Consider the following 22532-nt stretch of genomic DNA (forward strand, 5'->3'; position numbering starts at 1 on the left):
CTGTATTGCTGATCGGACAGCGTACGTGCCCTCTCGCCAGATATGCCGTGCAATTTGCCTGCCGGGGGACAATGCGTGGCGCGTCCCTAACGAACTGCTCCAATGATGCTGCCTTCCACTCCCTCGAAAGGACCGCACCATCAAGCCGTGGGATCAAACACCTAGCGGAGTTTCAGACGGCCGGTCAGATCGCCAAGCGTCACGTAATAGCCCGACTCGATCAGCGCCGCTGCAAGCGACGGATCCCGCGTGAGGGCGTCGTGTTCGGATTTCAGGTCGCCACTGTCGTTGAAGAACTCCTGCCTCAATGCCGCGCGGCCCATCCGGACGAATTCCGTCTTGGCTTCGAGGTCGACCCGGCACCGCTCGACGGAGTCCGCATTGGCATCCGGCGCAGCAAAGACCGGCACACCGAAATCCTGCCGGGTTATTCCGGGCAGGATCTTGCGCGGCTCGACAGTCGCGCATTCGAAGGCGGCGCCGGCCTCTTCGATGGACAGAAGGACAAAGGCCGGCGTGAGGCTGTCGAACTCGATTTCCGCGAAGGCACGCATCCGGTTGACCAGTGTCAGCGCCGCTGCGGCGGTCAAGGTGACCGTGCCATCGCCGATTTCGAACGTCCCGGGCACCCCGCCTTGCAGCAAGGCCCCCCTCAGCCACTCCGGACCGGCGTCGTACAGTTCCAGAAACCCGGTTTCGACCAGCACCGGTTCCTCCAGGTCCTGGGCCATTGCGACGCCTCCGCATGCAAGGGAGCCGCACAGAGCGGCCCCCGCGATCAATCGTTTCACATCATGATACATTTCGGAACCTCTCCGGGAAGGCTTCAGTAATGGTTGCGCGGGTTGATCCCGATCATTTCGCGCAGATCGTTCTCGGTGATGTCGTCCGCGCGCGGCGTGCCACCGACACCGACCGTGCGCGCTTCCTCGTCGCGGGTGTTCTGCGGCGTGCCGTCCAGACCAGTGTAGTCGACGAAATCGACGCCCGAAACCTGCCCCGCCATGATGTGGGTCGCGTGGATCAGTTCGTGCCCGATGACGATCCCCGGATCGGACGCGACATCGTTGACCGCGCCGGTTTCCGGGTCGAATTCCGGCAGGTCCGCAGAGTAGTTCGGATCGAAGAAGACATCCGCATCACCCGGCGTCGTGGTCCAGTCGACCGTTGGATCCGTCCGGTTCGCGGCCGCGTCGTTCTCGCGGAACTGGATCGTCGTGGTCTGCTCGCTTTCCACCATACGACTGACAAGTTCGCGCCCTGTATCGTATCCGGAACCGGGAACAAAGAAATCCACGATGTCGAGGAATGCCCCGTGGATCCAGCTCTGCGAGATCTCGCCAGTTTCGGAATCCACCCTCGCCGTCGGATCGATACGCTGAAGGGCCTCCTCGACCTGCCGCCGATAGGCCTCGTCCCCGGCGACAACGCCGTCAAGCCCGGTCGGGTCGATGAAGGCCATCGGGTTGTTGTTGGCGTAGGCGAACAGGTTGCAGGCGATGGGCTGCGCGGTGCAGCGCTCCGGATCGGCCATGTAGAGCGGATCCGGACTGATGAACCGGCCGAGCGCCGGGTCGTAATAGCGCGCGCCGTAGTAGTACAGGCCAGTATCGTCGTCCAGGTACTTGCCGGTAAAGCGGTGGTGCGTCTTTTCGCGCGGCAACGCATCGGCAACGTCCACACGATGTTGCGCCCAGGCCGGCTCCAGCGTTTCCGGTTCATGTTCGGTGCCGTAGGCCCGGTAGAGCATCTGTTCGACCGGCGTGCCGTCGGACGCCATGACATAATCGGACGACTCGAGGTGGTCCTTGAGATAGTAGAACCATTTCCCGGTGCCGTGCTCGAGGCGGACAAGCCGAGAGGGGCCGATGTTGACAAAACTTTCGTCGCCCTTCGGTCCCGCATGGAACGTCTCGGTCGGATAGAAATACGTCTCGGTATCGCTTGTGCCGTCGAGCGGGACGATCTGCTTGTAGATCCGCCGTCCGGTCTGGTCGTACCCGTAGAAAACCTCGTGCTCGGCGGTCTTGCTTTGCAGCAGTCGGCCATATGCGTCGAACCGGGTTTCCAGCACGCGCGGGGACTGCGCCAGTTCGCCGAACCCGTTGAAAGCATAGACCTGGTCCGCGGTGCTGCCCGGGATCAGCCCGGTGTCGGCCGACGCCGGAGTCAGGGTCGTGTCGGCGGCGAATTCGTCGTTGCTCTCGAACGCCCCGGCGGGGGTGTAGGCGAACGCATCTTCTTCCCCGTAGCGGTTGATCCGGACCAGCTGGTTCTTGAAGTCGTATTCGAAGGTCCCCGACCGGTCGACATGCCCGAAGGCGGGATCGGTGCCTGCAAGCGAGTCCACGATCTCGTTGATCGACCCGTTGCCGTTGAACACCATCCGAAGATCCTGCAGCGGCACGTCTCCGCCCGCTTCGGAGAGGATGTGCGTCAGGAACAGGGTATCGGGATTATAGGTCATGTCGGTGAAGGCCCCGCCACGATAGTCGATCCGGCGGATGCGTCCCTCGGCATTGTAGAGAAGATCCTCGATCACCTTTTCCGGCGTCGCGAAATCGGGGTGGTCGATCGTGACGGACCGCAGGTTGCGGTCCGGGCCGAGCGCGAAGTTCGAACTCAGCCCGCCGGTTCCGGTCGCGACGTTGATCCGGCCATCCAGCGTATGATCGAAATTCTCGGCATAGGTCCGTCCGCCCAGGGTGATCTCGTTGTGGATCATCCGGCCATTCCGGTCGTAGCCGAACCTCTGGACACTATCGAAAAGACCGTTCGCGTCCGTGATCTCGATCTCGGTGAACTCGTCGAGCGGCAAGTCGATCGGCGTGTCGAAGGCGGATGCCGACGCAAGCTGGGGCATCCGGTCATAGGCGAAGCGGATGCGGCGCTCTCCGTTCTCGAACTCCGTGACCTTACGGTTCAGGAAATCGTATTCGAAGGTCAGGCGGCGCGTTTCGCCGTCTGCGCTGCGGCGCACCTTGGCAGCCTGTCGTCCGCGTTCGTCGAAGAAATAGAAGTATTCGCCCATGCCGGGGATCGACTGATGTTCCAGGTCGCCCACGGTGTTGAACACGAAGCGGCGCGGCTGGCTTTCCCCCGGCAGCAGGATCGCCGTCAGGAAACCGAAGACATCCCGTTCAAATCGGGTGATGTCGACCCGCCCTGCCCCATTCCGCAAGACATTGGCGAAGGTTCCGTTGTCGTTGCGCAGCAACAGGTTCTCGACCGTCATGCGGCCGCGGAACTGATCGTCATATTGCGTAATGGTCGACAGGCCCCAGGGCGCATAGCCCTGGGTCGAGACCTTTCCTCCGGGATGCGCCTCGCGGATCATGCGGCCGGCGCCATCGTAGACATAGGCGTTGCCAACGGAATGATCGGGCCGAGGAATGTCGCCCAGCGCAAAGACCTTGGCCACATCCAGATCGGCCTGCCCGCGGAAGCTGGCGATGGTGAAAGGCGTCCACCGGAAGATCAGCTTTTCGTTGCGGTTGTAGGCCGCGAATTCGAAGATCCGCACGCCACCCTCTGCCACGTTCTCGATCGAGGCGATCTGGTTGCCGCGCGCGTTGAAGGCCGCGACGGTCTGGATGACCTCGGACTCGTCTTCGGGCGTGTCCGCCGCGGTGGCATAACGCCGTTTGGTCGTCATGATCAGCGAGGGCAGGCCCCCAGTGCCAACCTGATAGTCGAACAGCTGTTCGGCGCCGTCCTCGGCGCGTTCGGCCGTGCGGCGGCCAAGCGCGTCGTAGGCATAGGTGATCTCCATGCCCAGCGGGGTGACCTGTCGCGCAAGCCGCCCTTCATCCGGGCCGTCGTAGAGCATCCGCGTGACTTGATCGAGCTCCGGCACGGCCCCCGCGAACCGGGTATGCGACAGCGGCAGCGTGCCGGTTTCGTCAAAGCCCGATGCCTCGATAGTGCCAAGGGCATCGGCCATGGAGGTCACGTTGCCGAAGACATCGTAGTCCATGATCTTCAGCAGCGTATGGGTCGGCAGATGAAGGTCGGCGAGGTCGGCGGGAACATCCGACAGGCCGGAAAAGACCTGGATGCGGCGCTCGCCCATGCGTCCACCCCTGTCGGGGCGATAGGTAAAGCCTTCGACCGAAAGCACGCGCGTGCCGGACAGGCTGCGCCGTTCCGAGGCCTGGTTGACGATCCCCAGTGCCGCGAGGTCCTGGCGCGCAGGCTCGTAGTCGATCTGCGTGACAAGCGTCGAGGCCGGCACGACCAGCCCTTCGGGACCGGCGACCTCGTTCAGGATGACGGTTTCCTCGCGATGCAGGTTGAAGTCATCGAAATCCGCAAAGCGCAGTTCCTTGACCGGGTTGATGCAGGACTCGTCGGTCACAGGCTGGACATGGTCCTCTCCGGCCGCTTCGGTCAGCCGGTCGCTGGTGCGCCGCAGCCAGTTTGCGCCGTCGCCGGTCGGGACGGTCCGCCAGACCGAACTCTGGCAACTCAGCAGGCGACCCGGCTCTGGCCGCGACTGAGTCCGCGTGCTGGTGGACAGCGAATGCAGAGCCGTCCGGTCGGGATCGATGCCGAAGCTGTCCGACGCAGAGGCAACAAGGACGCCGTCAGGCTCGACCTCGTAGATGCGGCGCACCTTCAGCTTGCCGGCGAGGTGCAGGTCAGCCGGGCGGTCTGCAAAGGCATAGAACTGCTCGAAGGTGATCGACGACCTCTGGGTCATCTCGTCGCCCCGGAACTCGTCGCCGTAAAGAACCCGCTCTACGTCCGAGAACCCGATGAACCGGCGGTTGAGCACGTCGTAATAGGGTTTGTGGTAGAAGTATTCCTCGGTCTGGACGGCATCGCGCGACTGACCGGGAATGCCTTCCGAAGTGACGAGTTGCTTTGCCACGACAACCGGGAAATGCAGCGACCGCGTCTCGATCCCCTTCGACCGGTCGCGCAGCATTTCATCCGTCGAAGTGGCATAGCGGATGTCGTGCCGCCGGCCTGAGTCGAACTCGACCACCGTCAGCAGGTTCGCCTTGGTCAACTGGATATCGTCCGTCCTGTTGAAATCGAGCACCACTGCCGGACGGACATCCGGGCCGGCGGCCTCCTGGAAGACGATGATTTCTGTCTGGCCATCGGCGTCGATATCGGCCACGCGCGACCGAAAGGTATTCGCCGCCGCGCCGACCTGGACCCGCAGGTTCAGGGCAAGTTCGACCGGTTCGTCGATATAGGTGCCGTCGCCGAAACCCAGCCAGATGCGAATGCGGTCGGTCCGCTGTCCCATCGAGGCGAAGTCGATGATGCCGTCGCCATTGGCGTCGACGTACCACATCGAACGCAGGTTGTCGTCCTGGGACATGCCGGTGATCGCGCTGAACCGCCCGTTTCCGCAGAGCGGATCATTCAGGCTGCGGTCCCCGAACAGAAGGACGTCCTCGCTGGTGAACGCGTTGCCCTGGTTTTCGTAGATACAGAAGCCCTGATCGGCGGGCCGGATCTGGACGAGGTCCGGAAGACGGTCGCCATTCACGTCGGTGAAGCGGGTTCCGGGCCGACCGAGCACGCCGGAATTGTTGTCCTCGAAGGGGAACGGCTTGTTCAGGACGGCGAAGTTGACGCTGTGACTGCCATCGGGCAGGCGGCGTGTCACGTTCAGGAAGACGCGCCACTCTGTCTTGCCCTCTGCGTTCAGCCGTGTCGTCACGATGTCCGACAGGCCGTCCAGGTTGATATCCGCAAAGCGGCCGCGCCCGTCGGCAAAGTCGGTGGGGGACAGGACCGGCACCGGTACGCGGCGGCCCAGATAGGGAAAGGTTCCCTCGGCATTGCCGTTGTAGATGTGCATCGCGCCGATTTCGATTTCGACGATGTCGACATAGCTGTCGCCAAGGATGTCGGCGAAGTGGAACCGGTTGTCCGCCAGTTGCGGCAGCACGTCCAGGCTCATCCCGGCTTCGGTCATGCGTGTCAGGGTCAGCGGTTGCACCTCGGAAAACGAGGTATCGAACGACCCGTCACCCAACAAAAGGTCGGTGCCGTCCGACCGCGTGCGCACGATGTCGACAAGCGCATCCATGTTCAGATCGGCCAGTTCCAGGTTTCCCGCGTCGATGTCGCCGGCAAAAGCGAGGTTTGGCGCCTCGAACACGAGATCGCGGTCAGACAGGTCCGCCGTCGTCCACGACGAATAGTCGAAGGAGATGTCCGGGAACCGCAGCGTGTCGGCGCCGAGCGGTTCGCCATCGCTCTGCCCGAAGCGGTAGAGGATGCGCAACTGGTCCAGCACGTTGACCGAGTTCTGGTCGATGGAGCCGGCCAGGTCGGCCTCGGCCTGCGCCTGGCAATCCGGATGGGCGCGGACCGCGAAGCGGGCATTGTCGTCCGTCGCGCGCCCGATATAGCCCAGGCACCACTGGTCGTAGATCGTAGTCCCGAACCGGGTCGTCACCTTGCCGTAAAGCTTGGCGTTCTGTTGGCGGGTCGCCATCGCGTAGCTGACCAGGCTCGGCTGGGTGTCGATCAGGTCGAACTCGTAAGTGGACTGACCGCCTGCGAAGGTGACACGCGTCAGATAGCTGCGTCCACCATGCTTTTCGTATTCATAGCGGATCGCGTCGCGGCTGGCGTTCACGTCAAGCACCAGCGCCCAGCGGGTGACAAAGGTCTCCTGTCCTTCGAAATCGCCTTCGGCGATGGCGGGATCGGCGCTGAAGATCTGGCGCGACCCGTCAGCCTTGAGCACCTCGAAACCGGCCGGGATCGTCTCGGTCACGAGCGCGCCGGTGCGGTCCAGCACTGCCACCTCGAAGGGCGCATCGTGCCGGATGATCTCGACATGTTCCTCGGCGAATTCCGGACGGTAACGCGCCACCCCCGTGTCGTCGCCCAGGTAGACCAGCCGGCTGCCCATGTAGCTGATCCGCGAGAACAGATCGCCGTCGGGCCGCAATCCAGGCAGGGCCGTGCCGAGGTCGTTGTTGACCTGGAGCGTCGGCACGGTGAAGCGCCATCCGACTCCCAGCCCGCCGCCGGTATCGCCCGCGAACTGGTTGTAGGTCAGCTGGATCTGCGGCCCGTGCCGGCCACGCTGCGGCAACTCGGGCAGCGGAAGGACGAAATTGGCTGATCCGGTATTGGAATTGAGCGAGAACGTTCCCTCTTCCTGCGTGACTGTCCCACCGGCAGAGGGTAGCTGGATGACCGACGTGGCGGACTTGTCTTGCGCGTGGGCCGGCGCGACGGCCAGCAGGATGGCCACGGCGGTTCGAAAGGCGGCTCTGGAAATGGAACAGGTCATTGATGGCCCTCCTGAAAGGGTTTTCGTTCACGGATTGGGAACGATTATGAAGTCGCGGTTGATGAGACGGTTGTTCAGCAAACCGTCGATCACGATGTGTTCGGTAATCAGGTGAAGCCTGGTGCAGGCACCGGCCAGTACGGGAATCCCGTGGTTCAGCGAGCAGACCGGATTTCCCTTGAGGTAGGGACTGCGCCCGATCACCGCCATGGCGTTGCCGACATCGGCGATCTTGTTGTTCATCAGGTTGAGATAGGTCAGCTGCGAAAGCGGCACGATGTGCGACGTCTGCTGAATGAGATTGTCGGAAAGGTTCAGTTTCTGAAGGCCCGGATAGCTCGTCAGCGCATGGGTCTGCACGATCCGGTTATTCGATAGATACAGGGTCTTCAGCCCCGAGGCGTTCACCTGCGGCACCTGCGTCAGCTTGTTGCTGCCAAGGCTGAGATTGATCAGATGCCGCAGGTTGGCGATCGGCGTGATGTCCGAGATGTTGTTGTCGAATAGCAGCAGTTCCTGCAGGGACGTGAAGTGCCGCAGCGGGTCGAGGGCGCTGATGGACTTGCGGTTCAGGTTGAGGTCGGTCAGCGCCGCCGCCCAGTCCTCGACCGCCACGCAGTCGTCGGTATCCACGTTGTCGGCGTTGGCCTGAGCGATGACGGCGTCCATCGTCGCCCTCACGGGGCCCAGCATTCCGGCCGTGAACCGGTGGACGAGGCAGTAGTCGCGCACGTTGAAATAGGTGATGTCGAGCCCCCAGAGCGTCACCGTCCTGAGCGTGGAAAGGTTGGCCAGTTGCCTGATGTTGCGAACCTGCGTGTTGCGGATGTTCAGGTGTTCGAGCTGGCGCAGCAGCACGAGGAAGTTGAGCCGTTCCACCGGCGTGTCTGACAGGTCCAGGTTGGTAAGACGGGTCAGCGTCTCCAGCCCGGCATTGTCGTCCACCAGCGTGTCCTTGAGCCGCAGATCGACGAGCCTTGGAAGCTCCGCGAGGATGCGCACGTCACGGATCTGGTTGTTGTCCAGCTTTACGAGCCGCGCCTCCTTCAGAACCGGCACGTATTGCAGCGTGGTCAGGCCGCGATCGGCCAGGTCGATGCTCGGCACGCCGCCGAGATGGGTGTTGGATGCCAGGCAGCCGGTGCCAAAGCTTTCGTCGAGCAGCGCCTGCACCTCGGCGGACTGGGCGGGTGTCAGGAAATCCGGTTCGTTGCGCATCAGGCAGGCCGACAGGTAGTCGTCAATGTTGACCGGGTTCCCCGCCGCTGAAAACGCCGTCAGATTGACCAGTGGCGCGATCGGCTTGATATCGGTGATGCTGTTGGTCGCCAGGTCGAGCGATGTCAGGGCGGTCAGCTGCGAGAGCGGACCGACATTGGTGATCGCGTTGCCCGACAGGTTCAGTTGCGTCAGGTGTTTCAGCGTTGTGAGTGGCTGAAGATCGCTGATCGACCTTGCGGACAGGTCCACAGAGCTGACGGAATTCAGCCGGTTCGCCGCCGCCTGGCAGGTTTCGCTGTCGATCAGCATCTGCCTGATGGTGTGGCCAAGGGGCGAGGGCTCGTCCCGGAACAGCACACAGATGTCCAGAAAGCTGGCAGAGGCGCTGCCGACCCCGGGATTGCCCGTCAGGTCGATCGAGACGGCGCTCGAAAAGGCCGCCAGGATCGAGAAATCCTCGATCGCATTGTCGGACAGGTCGAGCGCCTCGAGGCTGCCCAAGGCCGCAAGCGGCGCAAGCTGCCCCCCGGTAAGACCGTTTTCGGCCAGCGACAGCGTCGCCAAGGTGGTCATGAACTCCAGCGGCGACAGATCCCCGACAGTGTTGCCGGACAGGTCCAGCACGCCCAGCCCGGTGAGGGAGGACAGCTGGCGAATGTCCGAGATGTCGTTCTCTGCCAGGTTCAGCGAAGACAGGTTCACCAGCGGGGCCAGGCCGGTGACGTTGCGGATCGCGTTTCGCGACAGGTCCAGAAACCGCAATTCGCTCAGATCCGCGAGGGGACCGACGTTGACAAGCGTCGCGCCGTTATTCGACAGGGACAGGTTCTGCAAGCCGGTCAGCACCGAAAGCGGCCCGAGATCGCTTGCGCCCGACTCATCGAGGTTAAGCGTCGTGATCGAGGCGAGAAAGGCCGTCGCCTGCTGGCAGGCCGCAAGGTTTCCGATGGCCGATGCCCCTTCCGGCGTCGCGTCGAGGACAGCCCGGACCGTCGCTTCCTGTTCATCCGAAAGGCTCTGGCTGGTGCACCAGGCGGTAAAGTCCTTGGGCACCGGATCGGTGACCGGATCGCCGCTGCGGCAGACGATCTTGTGGGTCTTGTTCGGAAAGAGCGGTCGCGGATCCAGTTCCACCGCCGAGGCCAGATCGACATTCAGCGCCTCGACCAGTCCGAGGCATCCGGGCTGGTAGATTCGGCCGGTGAACTCCGCGCTTCCGAAATCCTCGGCGATCTGGAGGAAATACTGCGATCCTTCCGAGGTCGTGGCCACGAACAGCTGCATCGGGAAATCTGCCGATTGCGGGCAAAGCAGCGGATTCTCATGCATGCGGGCGTCGACGATCCGCGGATCGGTCGGATCAAGGATCTGGCCCGGAACGGTGAGAAACCCGAGACCGCGTATCACGTCCTCTTCGACCGACGGGCTCTGGCACCGGATCCTGTAGCCGCGACCGTCGGAGATCAGCACGGGATAATGCAGGCGCCCATCCGTGATGGCCGGATCGTTGACCAGGAATACCTCGGTCTGCGCAACAGCCGGCCTGCCGGCGACCGCTGCCAAGACGACCGCGGCGAGCAGGAACAACAGGCGTTTCAACGTGGCGTTTTGCATGGTCCTATTCCTCGATCACAAGGGCCCCCGCCCCGCAGGACAGCATCGTGTTCTCGGCCGACAGCCGGTTTGACGGCAGGACGAAACGGACACTGGGTTCGGCACTCCAGAAAGCGGCGACGCAACGGAAACCCCGCGCGAGCGACGAAAAGAACTCGGCCGTCGAGACCCCGTTGAGTTGCAGCGCGTCGCCCACGCCGCCGGATGGTCCCTGCGACACCAGGGCGACCCGCGTTCCGCTGACCTGCGCCGTGCGCAGGACCAGCCCGGTTCGCGCGTTCACCTCGGCATCGCGGAAGCGCGCCTGCGTTCCGCCTGAAAGGATCAGCCCGTAGACATCCGATGACAGTGTCAGCGGCGCCTCGTCCCCGCCCAGCCCAAGGATCCGCGACCCGAAAGCCTGCAGGGCGACGGCGTTGCCATGCAGCGCGACCGCGCCGAGATAAAGATCGGCGCGACACAGGCTCAGGCCCCTGGCCACTGCGCGGCTCAACTCGGAATCGCCCATGACCGTCAGCGCCTCGGCGGCCAGCGTGCCGTTCTCGACCTCGATCCCGATGACCTCGCCGCCGCCGGTTTCCCCTTCGCGCACCAGGTCGACCGCGTAGACTGACAGGCGCGGCAGGCCGCGCGCCGAGATCAGGCTTTCCGTCCGCGACAACAGGCACGCGGAGACACCGGCCGACTGGCCCGGTGCGACGCGAAGCTGGGCCTTTTCCAGCCCGTCGTCGGGTCGCAGGATGATCTCGTCGAAGGAACTGCCGTCCAGGTTGATCGTGCTTGTGGATCGCGACAGCGCCGGCAGGCGAAGGTCAAGGATGCGACGGCCCGCGCAGGCTGCCCCCGGACGAAAGCTGGACGCGGTGAGAGACGCGCCCGGCGCGATCCGCCGCAGGCAGGTCAGCACATCCGGCGGCGGGCAGATGAAGGCCTCTCTCCGGTCCGATCCCGCGCGCGCCTCGGCGAACCGCGCGGCCTCCGCCCACTCCATGCTGCCTGCGTCCGAAAGGCCCATCGCCGAAATCAGGACGCCGCATCCGATGAAGACTGCCTGGCGGTTCGGTCCAAAGCTGAAGCCGAGGCGCGGGCGACCCAGCCTGTCGATGGCGGGCACAAGCGGAACGACATTGTCCTCGGTCAGTTGGAAATCCACGCCGGGAAAGGCAAAGTAACCGTGACGGTGGTCGTAGCCGTCGCATCCTTCGGTGCAGATATCGGCGTAAAGCGCATTGTCGACCGACGTGCGCGCCTCGGCCCCCAGCAACGTGACGGGCGCATCGGCGCCCTGCCCCAGCAACGCCTTCAATCTGCTTTCGGCGGCGTCCAGCGCATCGCCTCCGGTCAGGAAAAGCTCCGCGACCGGCTGTCCGTCAAGGCGCCAGACAGGCAGATATCGCGGCGGCTCCATGCTGCCCTCTGGTGGCGACAGCCGCGCGACGAAGATTCGATCCAACCCGACATCGGACAGTAGGACGTCGATGCTGTGCAGGCTCCATGTCGCGGATGCGCCGACGGCGGGCTGCTGGGGACCGGCCGGATCGCCGGGCACCGCGTCGCCGCAATCGAGCGTCACCCGGACAACGGCACCGGGCGGTGCGTCGAGGCCTTGCAGCACACCGCTGCGTTGCAACCGCGCGCGGATGTCAAGGGCCGCCTTCAGGGTCTCGCAGCGGCGCGGCAGGGCATAGAATTCCGGGCCATCCGGTGCGGCGAGAAAATAGTTTCCCGACCCCTCGAGATCGGCCCAGATCCTCGTATCGGCAGGCCAGGCCGTTTCCTCGGGCGGGGCGGCCAGGCACGGAATGGCCGGATGCGCGCCAAGGGCGAAATCCGCGCTCAGGACGGAAAACGTCGTGACGTCAACGGGAACGCCACCATCGAGGGCGAGGATCGCCCGCGCCGCCGACTCGCCCGTGCATCCCGTGAGTTCCACGGCCTGATCGCCGTATGTGGCGACATAGACATCGACGTTTTCATCCGTCACGTAGACGGCAAGCCCCGGCGGCGCAGCCCAGAGAGCCAGTGGCATCAACAAGGTCGTCAGCACCGCAAGGAGATGTCTCATGGCAAGGCCTCCGTGCAGGTCCTTGCCGTGCTTGGCGACAACCCGACCGCGAGGAAGACCTGGTCCACCCCGGCAGAGCGGCACAGGTCCTGGACGGCGATGGTCTGCCCGCCGCCGAACGCGACGGACAGCACCCCGCTGACGGGCGCGCCGTTCTGCCCAAGGCAAAGCGGATTGTCCGCAAGACCTGGCTGACGGCAGACATCGATCGTCGCCGCACGGTTCCGCAGCGTCGTCAATTCGCAGAAATAGACGCGGCAGAGCTTGCCGATGAGATCCCGGTTGGCGGCCTCGGCGTTCACGAGGGCGCGGACATCCTCCACGATCTTCTCGGCCCTGGGCAGGAAGTCGGTTTCGGTGATCCGTCCCAGTTCATCGGCGATGTCATCCCTGCGCTCGACGATCTTCGGCAGCAGGTTCACGTTCTCGGAGGTTATGAACAGACCGCCTTTCCAACGTTCGTATTCGTCGAGGATCGCCGTAGCCTGAAGGATCGCGTCCCGGTAATTTTCGTAGATCGGCGTCATCCGGGCATCCCGGGCAGCCGAGTAGACCGTCTCGTAGACATCGTATTCGTCATTCAGTTCCGCGGCCCGTGCGCCCAGCTCGGCGATGGCGGTGCCGGCCCGTTCGAGGATGCCTTCCGCCCGGGAGCGCTTGCGGGCGAACATGGCCGTGATCGGGCTTTCGACCCCCCGGAAATAGGTCGTGATCACGTCTGCCACGGCCTCGTCGACAAAGGCCTCGATCTCGGTCGCGGTGACATTGGTGATGAGCCCGCATTCCGCATCGAAAGCCGGGGCCAGAACCCCGGCATGACAAGCGCTCATCTCGGTCAGGCGCGCCGTCAGCCGGCGTTCGGGCGCCATGCCTTCGGCATAGTCGAACAGGGCGTGATCCCAGCGGATCGCGTTCAGATCCGCCTGCGACAGCCGCCGCGCCTTGCAGAACCGCTCCCGCTCCAGCAGGGCCATCTGGCCGCTGGCACGAAACGCATCGAGGTGCCGCTGCGCCTCGGCGCATTGCAGCAGCCCCGAGGTCAGCGCCGCAAGCTGCTGGTGAACCGGCGGCAGGCCCAGGGTCTGCGCCCGGCGCAGGTCGCGCGCTGCGGCCTCGGTCTGTTCGGCACTGCGGGCGGGCTTGTGGAACCGGCACAGGCCCTTTTCGAAATCCTCCAGCGCCGGGGTGTCAAAGGCAGGACCCGTGCAGCCCGGAGCATCGAGAATGTCCGCCTCGATCACGTAACCGGCCAGGTTGTCGACAAAGACCTCGCGGGCCGCCGCGCCCTGGGCCGCGGCCATCACGAGACCGGTCAGGATGAGACGGGTGATCATGGCGCACTCGCGAATATGAAGTAGACGGTGAAGACCGCGCCATCGAAGGGGCAGTCCGACGGGTGAAGCCCGATCCGGTATGTCGAGATCAGCGGGGCGCCGAGAAATGGCAAAACCGCAGACGGATCGTTGGGCGGGCCGGGCTGGCGCGGGAACTTGCGCACCTGGAACCGGTCGAACAGCCAGTAATTCACCACGCGGCGCAGATCGTCCTCGCTGTCGGCGAGGTTGTAGAAGGTCTGCAACGACAGGCGGCGTGGACCGGTGACGATATCGGCCACCATCTCGTCCGAGCCTTCGGCAAGCGGCCGGAAGATCGACCCGCTGCCCATATGCTCGAGCGAGAAGCGGTTCCACTGCGAGCCGGTGCACTGGTACTGGGTCCCCACCAGGACGTCGATCAGGGACATGTTCTTGCGGTCGCGGAACTTCTCGCGATCCCAGAGCACGAAGTATCCCAGTTCGCGCATCTCGGCCTCGGTCTGGGCGAAGGGCGAAATCTCGAACTCGACCGCATCGGTCAGCGCCAGCCGCTTCATGAAACCCGAATTCGAGGGCACAACGACGCGCGCCACGTCGATGTTGATCTGGCGCTCGTCGAAAAAGCGCCGGTTCACAATGTCGTCCACCAGCTGATCGAGTTGCGCGCCCGTCGTGACGTAGGTCGACGGGAAATCGACCGCATCGCCTGTAAAGGCATGGACCGTCGTGTAGCGCTGGCGCATCAGGTGCAGCAGCCGGTTCGCCGTCGCCAGCGACCGGCGTTTGCCATCGATGTAGTCCGGGATGCCTTCCAGAAGTTCCGCAAGCGTTTCCTGGCTGGCGATGAACAGCCGGCTCCGTTCCGCCGGATCGTCGATCTGGCTGACCAGCGCAGTCATCTCTTCCTGCTGCTCGGACACGCGGGCCAGCGTTTCCGCCTGGAATTGCGTTATCGACTGCTCCAGTTCATTGTTCTTCAGAGAAAGGCCAATGGCGTTGTTCAGCTCGGCCACCAACGTTTCGGTGTTCGACGTTTCGTCCCGGATGCGCGCCTCAACGAAGCCGAGTTCCTCGTCACTCAGGGCCAGCATCTGCTGCGACTGCCTTTCACGCAGTTCGTTGATCAGGTTGGTCGCCGCCTGGCTTTCGTCGGCCAGCGCCGTGATCGTCCCACGCGTCTGCTCGACGCGTTCGATCCGTTGCTGTGCCGCATCGATCAGTTCGTCGATCCGCGTGGTATCGGCCGCCAGCTGGAAGTCGGACAGCGCGACGTTTTCCATCTCGAGCGACAGCACGTCGATGTCGCGTTCAAACCGCTCTATGGCGCCCTGCTGACGCGCGAACTCGAAATCGACCAGGTCGTTCTCGCGGGCCTGGAGATCCATCGACGCCAGGAGACGCGCGTGATCCGCCGTCAGCCGGGAGACCTGTTCATCGATGCCGAGTTCCTGGCTTTCGCATTCCACCGCCGCCATGGAATTCTGAAGCGTCAGTTCCTTTATGTCGCTCAGGCCGTCGGCCCGCTGGCCCGCCAACTGGAAATGCGTCCGGTGCAGCGCAACCGCCTTGATTGCGCGTTGGTAGTCGATCTGCTCGGTCTGCTGGCGATAGCGGTCGATCTGCTGGTTCAGCTGGTTGATCTGGTTGATGTGCTGCTGGGTGACGCGGCCGGCGCTGATGATGCTGGACAGCACGCTGCGCGCCGCCTCGACGGTTGCCTTTGCGGTGCGCGCTGCATCGATTTCGGTATAGACACCGCTCGACATGCCAGCGACGGCGGTCGTCATGACGGGAACCAGTGTCGCAGTCGCATAGGTGGCCTCGGCGATCGTGAGTATCACATTCGCCGATTGCGTGGTGAATTCGAACGCCACGAACCACGCCTGCACTTCGTTCAGCTGATCGATAACCTGCTGCTTCGCCTCGTTGAAATCGTCTTCCTGCTTCTGCAGCATCTCCTTTTCGGCCTCGTAGATAGCCTTGGCGAAATCGGTCTCGGTCTGCGTGAAGGCGCCGCAATCCACATCCGCTATTTCCTCGGCGAGGGTCGCGTCCGCAGAGATCATCACCGATCCCTCCACCATCGATTGCAGGTCCGAGAAATCGGCGGCGCCGACGACGCATTTCACCGTGAAGGCGCGGGCCTGGATCTGTGCATTCAGCAGTTTGCCGCGAAGTCCGGGCTCGCCGCCCTCGCCGCACATGTTCGCGACGTATTCCGTCCGGGTGAAGCTGGGGGTCGGCACGTCGCAGGGCTCTTCGCTGGGCAGGAGCGGGACGAAGGGGGTGGCAGGCGACTCGCCGATGAAGGCCAGTTGCGACTCGACGTTGCAGATGTCGGTCCGCATCACGCGGCGCTTCTTCTCGAACAGGTCGCTGCGCCTGATCTCCAGCAGTTCGATATCCGCCAGCGCCTGGCCGATGCCGGCCTCGGCGTTGGAAATCTGGGTTGCAAGAATCTGCCGCTGCCTGTCAAGCTGTTCGCGCTGGTTCATGTTCCGCGCGATCTGCCGTTCGTATTCGTTGATCTGCGAATTGATCGACGAGACCTGAAGATCCAGGTTCATCCGCGTCATCTCGAAATTCAGCAGCCAGCGCAGTTCGTTCCTGCGCTCGACTTCGGCTTCCTTGCTCAAGACGATCAGATCCAGTTCCTGGCGGCCTTCGATCTGCGAGCGGCGGTTCTCGAATTCGGCGATCTTGGTGGCGAGGGCGATTTCGAGTTGCCGGATGTTCTGGCGATGGGCAAACGTGTCCCGATCGGCCGAAATGCCCTGGATCTCCTGCCGGACATCATTGGCAAAGACCTGCGCCTCCTGTTCGATCTTGCCGATCTGGTGGGCGATCAGGTTGATCTGCTGGCTGCGCACGGTGCGCCGTTCGTCTATGTCGCGGTTGGCCTGCGATTCCAGAGCCGCGCTCCAGGCGCGCACGACCGCCTCGATCCTGCTTTCGATCTCGGCGATGTCGCGCGAGGTCTCGGCCAGCCGCTGCTGCAATTCCTCGAAGGGGATCGTCGTGAAGGCGTCCGGGTCGAGGTTGAGGAAAAGAAACCCTCTCTCGACGCTGTGCAGGCGCGCCTGAAGGTCGTTTTCCAGCAGCAGGATCTCGGCGCGCAGATCGTCATAGGTCGTCTCGCCGGGGATATCCATGCTGGTCTCGATCAGGGACCACAGCGCGGCCTGGTACTGTGTATGGGCCTTGTGCAGGTTCGGCTGCGACTCGAGGCCCGCCCCGGACCCCGCCTCGATCGCCGAGGTGACGGCAAAGCTCAGCGCCTTGACGCGCGCCTCGGACATGGTCTGGTACCAGGCATCGCCGGTGCTCATGAACAGGCGGATCTTCACCGCGTTCAATCCGACCAGTTGCTGCGTGAAGGTGCGGAAGCTGGCCTCTGCCTGCGCACCTTCGCCGCCGCCTTGCTGCCGGGCGAGGAACTTCAACCCGCGCTCGGCAATCGCGATCCCCTCGTTGGCGTTGCGCTGCGCCTCCTGCGGGCTGAGTATCGTGCCGCCGCGATCCAGCGTCCCGGCCGTCGACAGGAAAGGCAGGTTGGCCGCAAGGAAAAGCCGGTAGCGGGCAAGCTGCAAATGGCAGTCATACCCGCAGACCAGCGGCAACCGGCCCGCCGGATCGTCGCCGCAGGTTGCCAGATACTGTTCGAGCTCTCCGGCGACTTCCCCCATGTATTTCAGATCGCCGCGGAAATTGGCAATGCGCAGCAGCGTGGTCAGGCGACCGGCATTGTCGGTGGCCGCTTGCAGGTCATCATCCGTGCAGGACTGCGCCTGCGCCGACGTAACGCCTGCGACCAGCATCGCGAGGACAAGCGACCATGTGCGCAGGTGTCTCATCTCTGGCTCTCCAGGAGGTTTTCGGACAGGCGGCGAACGTGATGCGCAAGCTCGGCCATGAAGGCGGCCTGAAGGGATGGCGCGGTCAGCGAGGACGCGACAGTGCGCGCCGAAGTCAGGCAGGCATCATACGGCCCCTGGATCGACGCCGTCAGGACACCGGTATCGCGCTGGAAGTCGAGATTCTGATATAGCCCACGAAGCTGCGCACAGTTGAACAGGGACAGGGACAACGCCGGATCGGCCGTGACGTCGGCAAGGGCCGCCAGCTGGTTCAGCACAGTGCGCATCCGTTCGGCCATCTGCGACATGCGTGCCTGCGCCGTTTCCAGGTCCTGCAATTGGCCGGGTTGCCTGAGCGTCGACAGGTCCACAGCGTTCAATTCCGCGATCGTGACGTCGGCGTTCAGCCCGTCCTCCTTGACCAGCCGAAGGTTCGCCGCGGCATTGCCGAAACGGCGCTCAAGATCGAGGATTTCGGCCGACTTGATCTCGACATCCATGCGGTTGACGAGGTCCTGGAACTCGGCGGCCGCGGCGTCGAGCAGAACAAGGCTGTCCTCGACCTTGGCGCGCGCCTCGGCTGCCACGGTCTCTCGAACGCGGGTTTCGACGATGCGGACGGTTTCGCCACGGCCGCGGACCGGCTCGACCGAACACACGAGCGCGGCAAGCGGCGAATCCTCCAGACGCTCCGCCGTCGCCACCTGGATCGGCAACAGGGCTTCCCAGCCGGCCGGCACGTCCACCGTGCCCCGTGTCGACAGAACACCGGCAGACAACGCCCTGATCCGCCGAAGCATCCTGCACTTTTCGGTCATGGTGGGTTGCGCGAAGTAGAGGCGTGCATAGGACAGGTAGGCCTCCAGGCCGGCGGCCACCTGGTGCCGGGTCAGGCCGTCCAGAATGGCGGCTGTATCGGTGCTTGCCCGCTCGTAGAACTCGTAACGGCCAAGATACAACTCGGCAAACGCGAGCCGGCGATGCAGAACTGCCGCCTCTTCGGGTGCCAACGGGATCACCGGGAAAGCCAGCCTCGTGCCCTGCCCCGCGCCGGAGGTCGCGGTTTCGCCGATGATCTGCCCCAGCCCGGGCAGGCCGAAATCCGGCGCGGCGTCGGTCACGGGTTCCACGCTGTCCGGCGTTCCCGGCACCATCATGTCGAACAGCGACGCATCGGGCGCCTCGGCGCCAAGTGTCGAGGCCCAGAAGGTGTCGAGCTTGTCCGAACTGTAGCGCCGGTCGACGATCGTATCCTGCGCCACGGCGGTGCCGGGCCAGAATGCCGCCAACATCAGCATGGACAGGAAAAGCGTCTTCATCGGCAGTACCACACGAGCCGGGATGCTGCCTCGCCAGTGCAGATCCCGGTTGTCGCCCCATGCCCGGACCAGTCCGCCTTGATCCGGGCGTAATCCTCGCGCGCTTGCCGGCCCGGCCCCTCGGCGTTCACAGCGTCTTCGAGCCGCGGGAACGGTCGCGCCGGATCGGTCGGCATCAGGATTCCGATCATGTTGATGTGAAACGCGGATTCCTTCATGAATTGCTGTGCGGCGGCAATCGTTTCCTGCCGGAGCGCGGCGTAATCCTCGAGGGAAATTCCGTTCAAGGCCGCAGAGAAGTTGCCTTGCTGGATCTGCACGCTGCGCAGCCGGCCAGCGTTTTGGGACGCCAGCGCATCCAGAACGGCCGTGTCGACCGCAAGCGTGGCGCCCGCCCCCGTCACACCGCCGAAGACCTCCTCGAACAAGGCGCGGATGGCCAGCAGCCGGTTTAGCGAGGCGTCGATCTCGGCGTTGCGCAGGGCAAGGCCGGTCTCGAGGTCCGAAGCCTTGCTGACGAAGCCGCGCAGGGCCAGTTGCAGGGTCTGGTAACTGTCGGAAACGGCGGCCGGCGGCGACAGGAAGACGTCGGTGGCATAGCGCTTGGCCTCGCTCCGGGCGATGGATTGGACGGTGGCGCGCGTCAAAGCGGATTCCGGGCATCCCCGAACGGTCGACAGGCGCTCGAACATCTGCGCAGCGCTGTGGATCTGTCGCATCTGGCGAACCGTGCCGAACTGCCCTGTCCGGGTGAATTCCTCGTCGACGCTGCCCAGGTAGTCGAAGAGGTATTCGCGGGACTGCTTGGCCATCTCGCATTCCAGACCGGCGGCCCGCTCGCGCAGGAACATGCCGAAAAAGGACGCGCCGATGTAGAACTTCTGGTCGATGGTTGGCGCCAGGTCCTCGACGAAAAGCGTGGACAGAACCCGGTCATACGCGCCGCACGCATAAGTCCGTTCGAGGCAGGCCTGGTCCTGCTGGAGATCACATTGGGCAAGGGACGCGCCACAGCCGTTCTGTGCCGCTGCGGATCCGGCCGTCAGCGCAGACAGTTGAAGAAGGACAGCCGGCAAGAAGCCACGCAATATCCTTCGAAATCGGTCGGCCCAATCCATGTCACGCCTTCCTGGAAATACTCTATGACCCCAAAAAATCCTGGGGCTGCAATAAACAACCATAACGGTGGCACTGGCCTCACAATACACCGAAACAGCGATTCGCGGTAGGCATCGGATTTCAACCCGGACTGCGAGGACTTGTGCTGACGGCTCGACCTGGCGTGTCAGCCCAGCTTCGAGAGGTCGGCAGCGGAGCGGTGCCAGACCGGCCCCTGCCGTTCATGAAGCCTTCAAGAGATAGGCAGCCACATGCCGGCGGGCGCCCCGCTTGTCCCCGGCCATCAGGGTCAATCGATAGCGCGGAGATGGCTATGCTTGTGCGGGCAGCATCGTCACCATCCGCGCTTTCGACGACATTCCGGAGCATCTTTTCCAGGTCGAGGAGGTCTTCGCGGACTGCGCCGGCGGATACAGCCTCAAAGATCCTGCACGCGGCAGAGAAGACAGCCAGTGATCTCATCATGGCCAGTCACGTCCCGCGCATCAAAGACCATGTCCTGCCCTCGAATGCAGGCGATTCTTGCCTCTCATGCTCTCATGTCAGTCGATGTGATCCGCTGAGCAAAGTCGCACCGTTGTGGGATGGCATTGGCGTGCGCAGTTCCTGCAGAACGCCCGCTTCGCGCTGAAAATAAAAAGATTGTTTGGTAAATTGGTGGTTCGCGGCTACGGTCGAACGTTGTGCATCCAGGTGCATTCTCATCGGCCACTTCGGGCCTGGTGAAGCTCGCAGCAGGGAGAAAGTCCCTGAAAGACGAGCCAGATAGCAATCAGGAGGGACATTATCCAATGCCCATCAAACCACCATTGACGGAATTGCCCATCAAGACTGCGGAAGGCGGTTTTTACCACGGCTTTACAAAGGATGTCACGATCACGGCCAAGCTCCTCGTGGGTGGGCTGATCCTCTGGGCCGTGGCTTTCCCGGACCAGGCGGCGGACGTCCTCGGCGCGCTGAACAGCATCATCCTGGCGACTTTCAGCTTTTGGTATGTCTACGTGATGGCCTTCTTTGTCATCCTCTGCTTTGCCTTGGCGCTCTGGCCCACGGCGGGGAGGCTCAAACTGGGGATCGAGACGGACAAACCCGAATTCAGCAACTTCTCATGGTTTTCCATGATGTTCGGGGCCGGTATCGGCATTGGCATGCTGACCTTCGCCACGGCGGAGCCGATGTACCATTTCGGTACGAACCCCGCGACAATCACCGGCGCGACGGAGGGCAGCACGGCCGGAAACGTGCGTGATGCCTATATCTGGTCCTTCACCCACTGGGGCTTGGCGGCCTGGGCATCCTACGCAATTGTCGGTCTGGCGCTTGCCTTCTTCAGCTACAGACGGGGGCTCCCGCTCACCATCCGATCGGCGCTTGTGCCGATTTTCGGGACGTCCCTCTCCGGTCCGATTGGACACCTGGTGGACATCGTCGCGGTGGTCGCCACCGTGCTGGGCGTGTCGCAAACCCTCGGCTTCGGTGTGGAGCAGTTTGTATCCGGCCTTGTCCGCATCGGCGCGGGCGACTGGTTGCAGACGACAGCCGCGGACGGCACCGTAAGTTCCTCAACCGCGGGCATCATAGTCGCATTGCTGGTGATCATGGGGGCGTCGACCCTCTCGGCTCTCTCGGGCGTGGGCAAGGGCATCAAGTGGCTGTCCAACATCAACATGGGGCTGAGCTTCTTCGTTCTGATCTTCTTCCTCGTGTTCGGCTCGACCTTCTTTGGCCTGTCGACGCTCTTTGTCGGCATGTTCGACTACCTTGTGTCCATTCCGACAAATATTTTTGCGGTATTCCAGCCTGTCTCGATCGAGACCTTTATCGCCAATGCGCCCGCCGCAGTGGCCGCTTTGCCGGCCGAGGATCTCGCTGCGGTTCATAGCGCTGCGACCAGCCCTTGGGGCACGCTTTCTTCCTTCCAGGAGGGACTACCCGCTGCGGCCGCCAGTCTGCCGCAAGAGGCCATCTCTGGCGCCTATGCCGCCGGCACAGAAGGGCGGCTCTCCGGTTGGCAGGGCGCCTGGACGATCTTCTACTGGGCTTGGTGGATCGCCTTCGCTCCCTTCGTCGGGGTCTTCCTTGCCCGAATCTCAAAGGGTCGGACGATCCGGGAGTATGTGCTGGGTGCGATGATCATCCCGGCGGTGATGTGCTTCGTTTGGTTCGCGCTGGTAGGCGGAACTGCCATTGATCTGGAACTGCAAGGCGTCGCGGACGGCGCCATCCAGGGTGCGGGACAGTCCGATCAGCTTTTTGCCATGCTGGCAGTCATGCTGTCGGACGGACTGGCCTATATCATGTCGGTGATCGTGGTGATCCTGCTGCTCACGTATCTTGTCACTTCGGCAGACTCGGCTGTTCTGATCATCAACACGATCAACGCCGCAGGCGACGAGGGCCCAAAGGCGCGTCCACACATCCTCTTCTGGGGCGCCGCGCTGGCGTTGGTGGTGGGCGCATTGATCATCGCCGGAGGCCTGAGTGCCATCCAGACAGCGATGGTAATAGGCGCGCTGCCCTTCAGCGTCGTCATGGTCCTGATGGGTCTGGCGCTGGTGAAGGCGATCTGGCGCGATGGTCGGCGGGAGTACCACGGGCTGCCGACAACCTACGTCGAACTTCCCAGCGACGCGGCGGGGCAACCTGCCGAATAATTCGCCTTGCATCCTGTAGCCGGCCGGGCGGGGATCTTTTCCTGCCCGGCTTGATCTCTGGGCTCGGGACTCATTGGTTTCGGTCGATCGGCAT

9 protein-coding genes are annotated in these 22532 nt (G+C 63.5%); 1 reads left to right on the forward strand and 8 read right to left on the reverse strand.

All coding sequences use genetic code 11. The features are described 5' to 3' along the window. Positions 1-161 precede the first annotated feature (161 nt). From KB874_RS14935 to KB874_RS14970, 8 genes are all read right to left on the reverse strand, one after another. Entirely contained in the window at positions 162-731 is a 570-nt protein-coding gene (locus KB874_RS14935; RefSeq protein ID WP_212537363.1) for a hypothetical protein, read from the reverse strand. A 95-nt stretch (positions 732-826) separates the two neighbouring features. Continuing rightward, entirely contained in the window at positions 827-7273 is a 6447-nt protein-coding gene (locus KB874_RS14940) for an RHS repeat-associated core domain-containing protein (protein WP_212537364.1), read from the reverse strand. Positions 7274-7300: 27 nt separating this feature from the next. Then, positions 7301-10108, reverse strand: coding sequence for a leucine-rich repeat domain-containing protein (locus KB874_RS14945; RefSeq protein ID WP_212537365.1), 2808 nt, complete (start codon positions 10106-10108; stop codon positions 7301-7303). A gap of 4 nt (positions 10109-10112) precedes the next feature. Beyond that, positions 10113-12173 (reverse strand): hypothetical protein, encoded by a 2061-nt coding sequence (locus tag KB874_RS14950; protein WP_212537366.1) that lies wholly within the window; start codon positions 12171-12173, stop codon positions 10113-10115. After that, positions 12170-13507, reverse strand: a complete 1338-nt coding sequence (locus KB874_RS14955) for a hypothetical protein (protein ID WP_249200527.1) — start codon at positions 13505-13507, stop codon at positions 12170-12172. Before KB874_RS14955 ends, KB874_RS14950 begins: the two co-directional genes overlap by 4 nt. Next, positions 13504-17343, reverse strand: coding sequence for a coiled-coil domain-containing protein (locus KB874_RS14960; protein ID WP_212537367.1), 3840 nt, complete (start codon positions 17341-17343; stop codon positions 13504-13506). Before KB874_RS14960 ends, KB874_RS14955 begins: the two co-directional genes overlap by 4 nt. Then, entirely contained in the window at positions 17340-18665 is a 1326-nt protein-coding gene (locus tag KB874_RS14965) for a hypothetical protein (protein WP_212537368.1), read from the reverse strand. The genes KB874_RS14960 and KB874_RS14965 overlap by 4 nt, the downstream gene beginning before the upstream one ends. After that, the gene (locus tag KB874_RS14970) at positions 18662-19873 is read right to left on the reverse strand and encodes a hypothetical protein (protein ID WP_212537369.1); all 1212 of its coding nucleotides are present in this window, start codon (positions 19871-19873) and stop codon (positions 18662-18664) included. Before KB874_RS14970 ends, KB874_RS14965 begins: the two co-directional genes overlap by 4 nt. A gap of 702 nt (positions 19874-20575) precedes the next feature. Here KB874_RS14970 and KB874_RS14975 point away from each other — a divergent pair. Further along, positions 20576-22438 (forward strand): BCCT family transporter, encoded by a 1863-nt coding sequence (locus KB874_RS14975; RefSeq protein WP_212537370.1) that lies wholly within the window; start codon positions 20576-20578, stop codon positions 22436-22438. The last annotated feature ends 94 nt before the right edge of the window (positions 22439-22532 follow it).

This window comes from Thetidibacter halocola, from assembly GCF_018224955.1.
GTDB lineage: Bacteria > Pseudomonadota > Alphaproteobacteria > Rhodobacterales > Rhodobacteraceae > Thetidibacter > Thetidibacter halocola.

Excerpts from the sequence above, each read along its gene's own strand:
- KB874_RS14935 (WP_212537363.1), bottom strand. The coding sequence starts at position 731 with ATGGCCCAGGACCTGGAGGAACCGGTGCTGGTCGAAACCGGGTTTCTG.
- KB874_RS14940 (WP_212537364.1), bottom strand. The coding sequence starts at position 7,273 with ATGACCTGTTCCATTTCCAGAGCCGCCTTTCGAACCGCCGTGGCCATC.
- KB874_RS14945 (WP_212537365.1), bottom strand. The coding sequence starts at position 10,108 with ATGCAAAACGCCACGTTGAAACGCCTGTTGTTCCTGCTCGCCGCGGTC.
- KB874_RS14950 (WP_212537366.1), bottom strand. The coding sequence starts at position 12,173 with ATGAGACATCTCCTTGCGGTGCTGACGACCTTGTTGATGCCACTGGCT.
- KB874_RS14955 (WP_249200527.1), bottom strand. The coding sequence starts at position 13,507 with ATGATCACCCGTCTCATCCTGACCGGTCTCGTGATGGCCGCGGCCCAG.
- KB874_RS14960 (WP_212537367.1), bottom strand. The coding sequence starts at position 17,343 with ATGAGACACCTGCGCACATGGTCGCTTGTCCTCGCGATGCTGGTCGCA.
- KB874_RS14965 (WP_212537368.1), bottom strand. The coding sequence starts at position 18,665 with ATGAAGACGCTTTTCCTGTCCATGCTGATGTTGGCGGCATTCTGGCCC.
- KB874_RS14975 (WP_212537370.1), top strand. The coding sequence starts at position 20,576 with ATGCCCATCAAACCACCATTGACGGAATTGCCCATCAAGACTGCGGAA.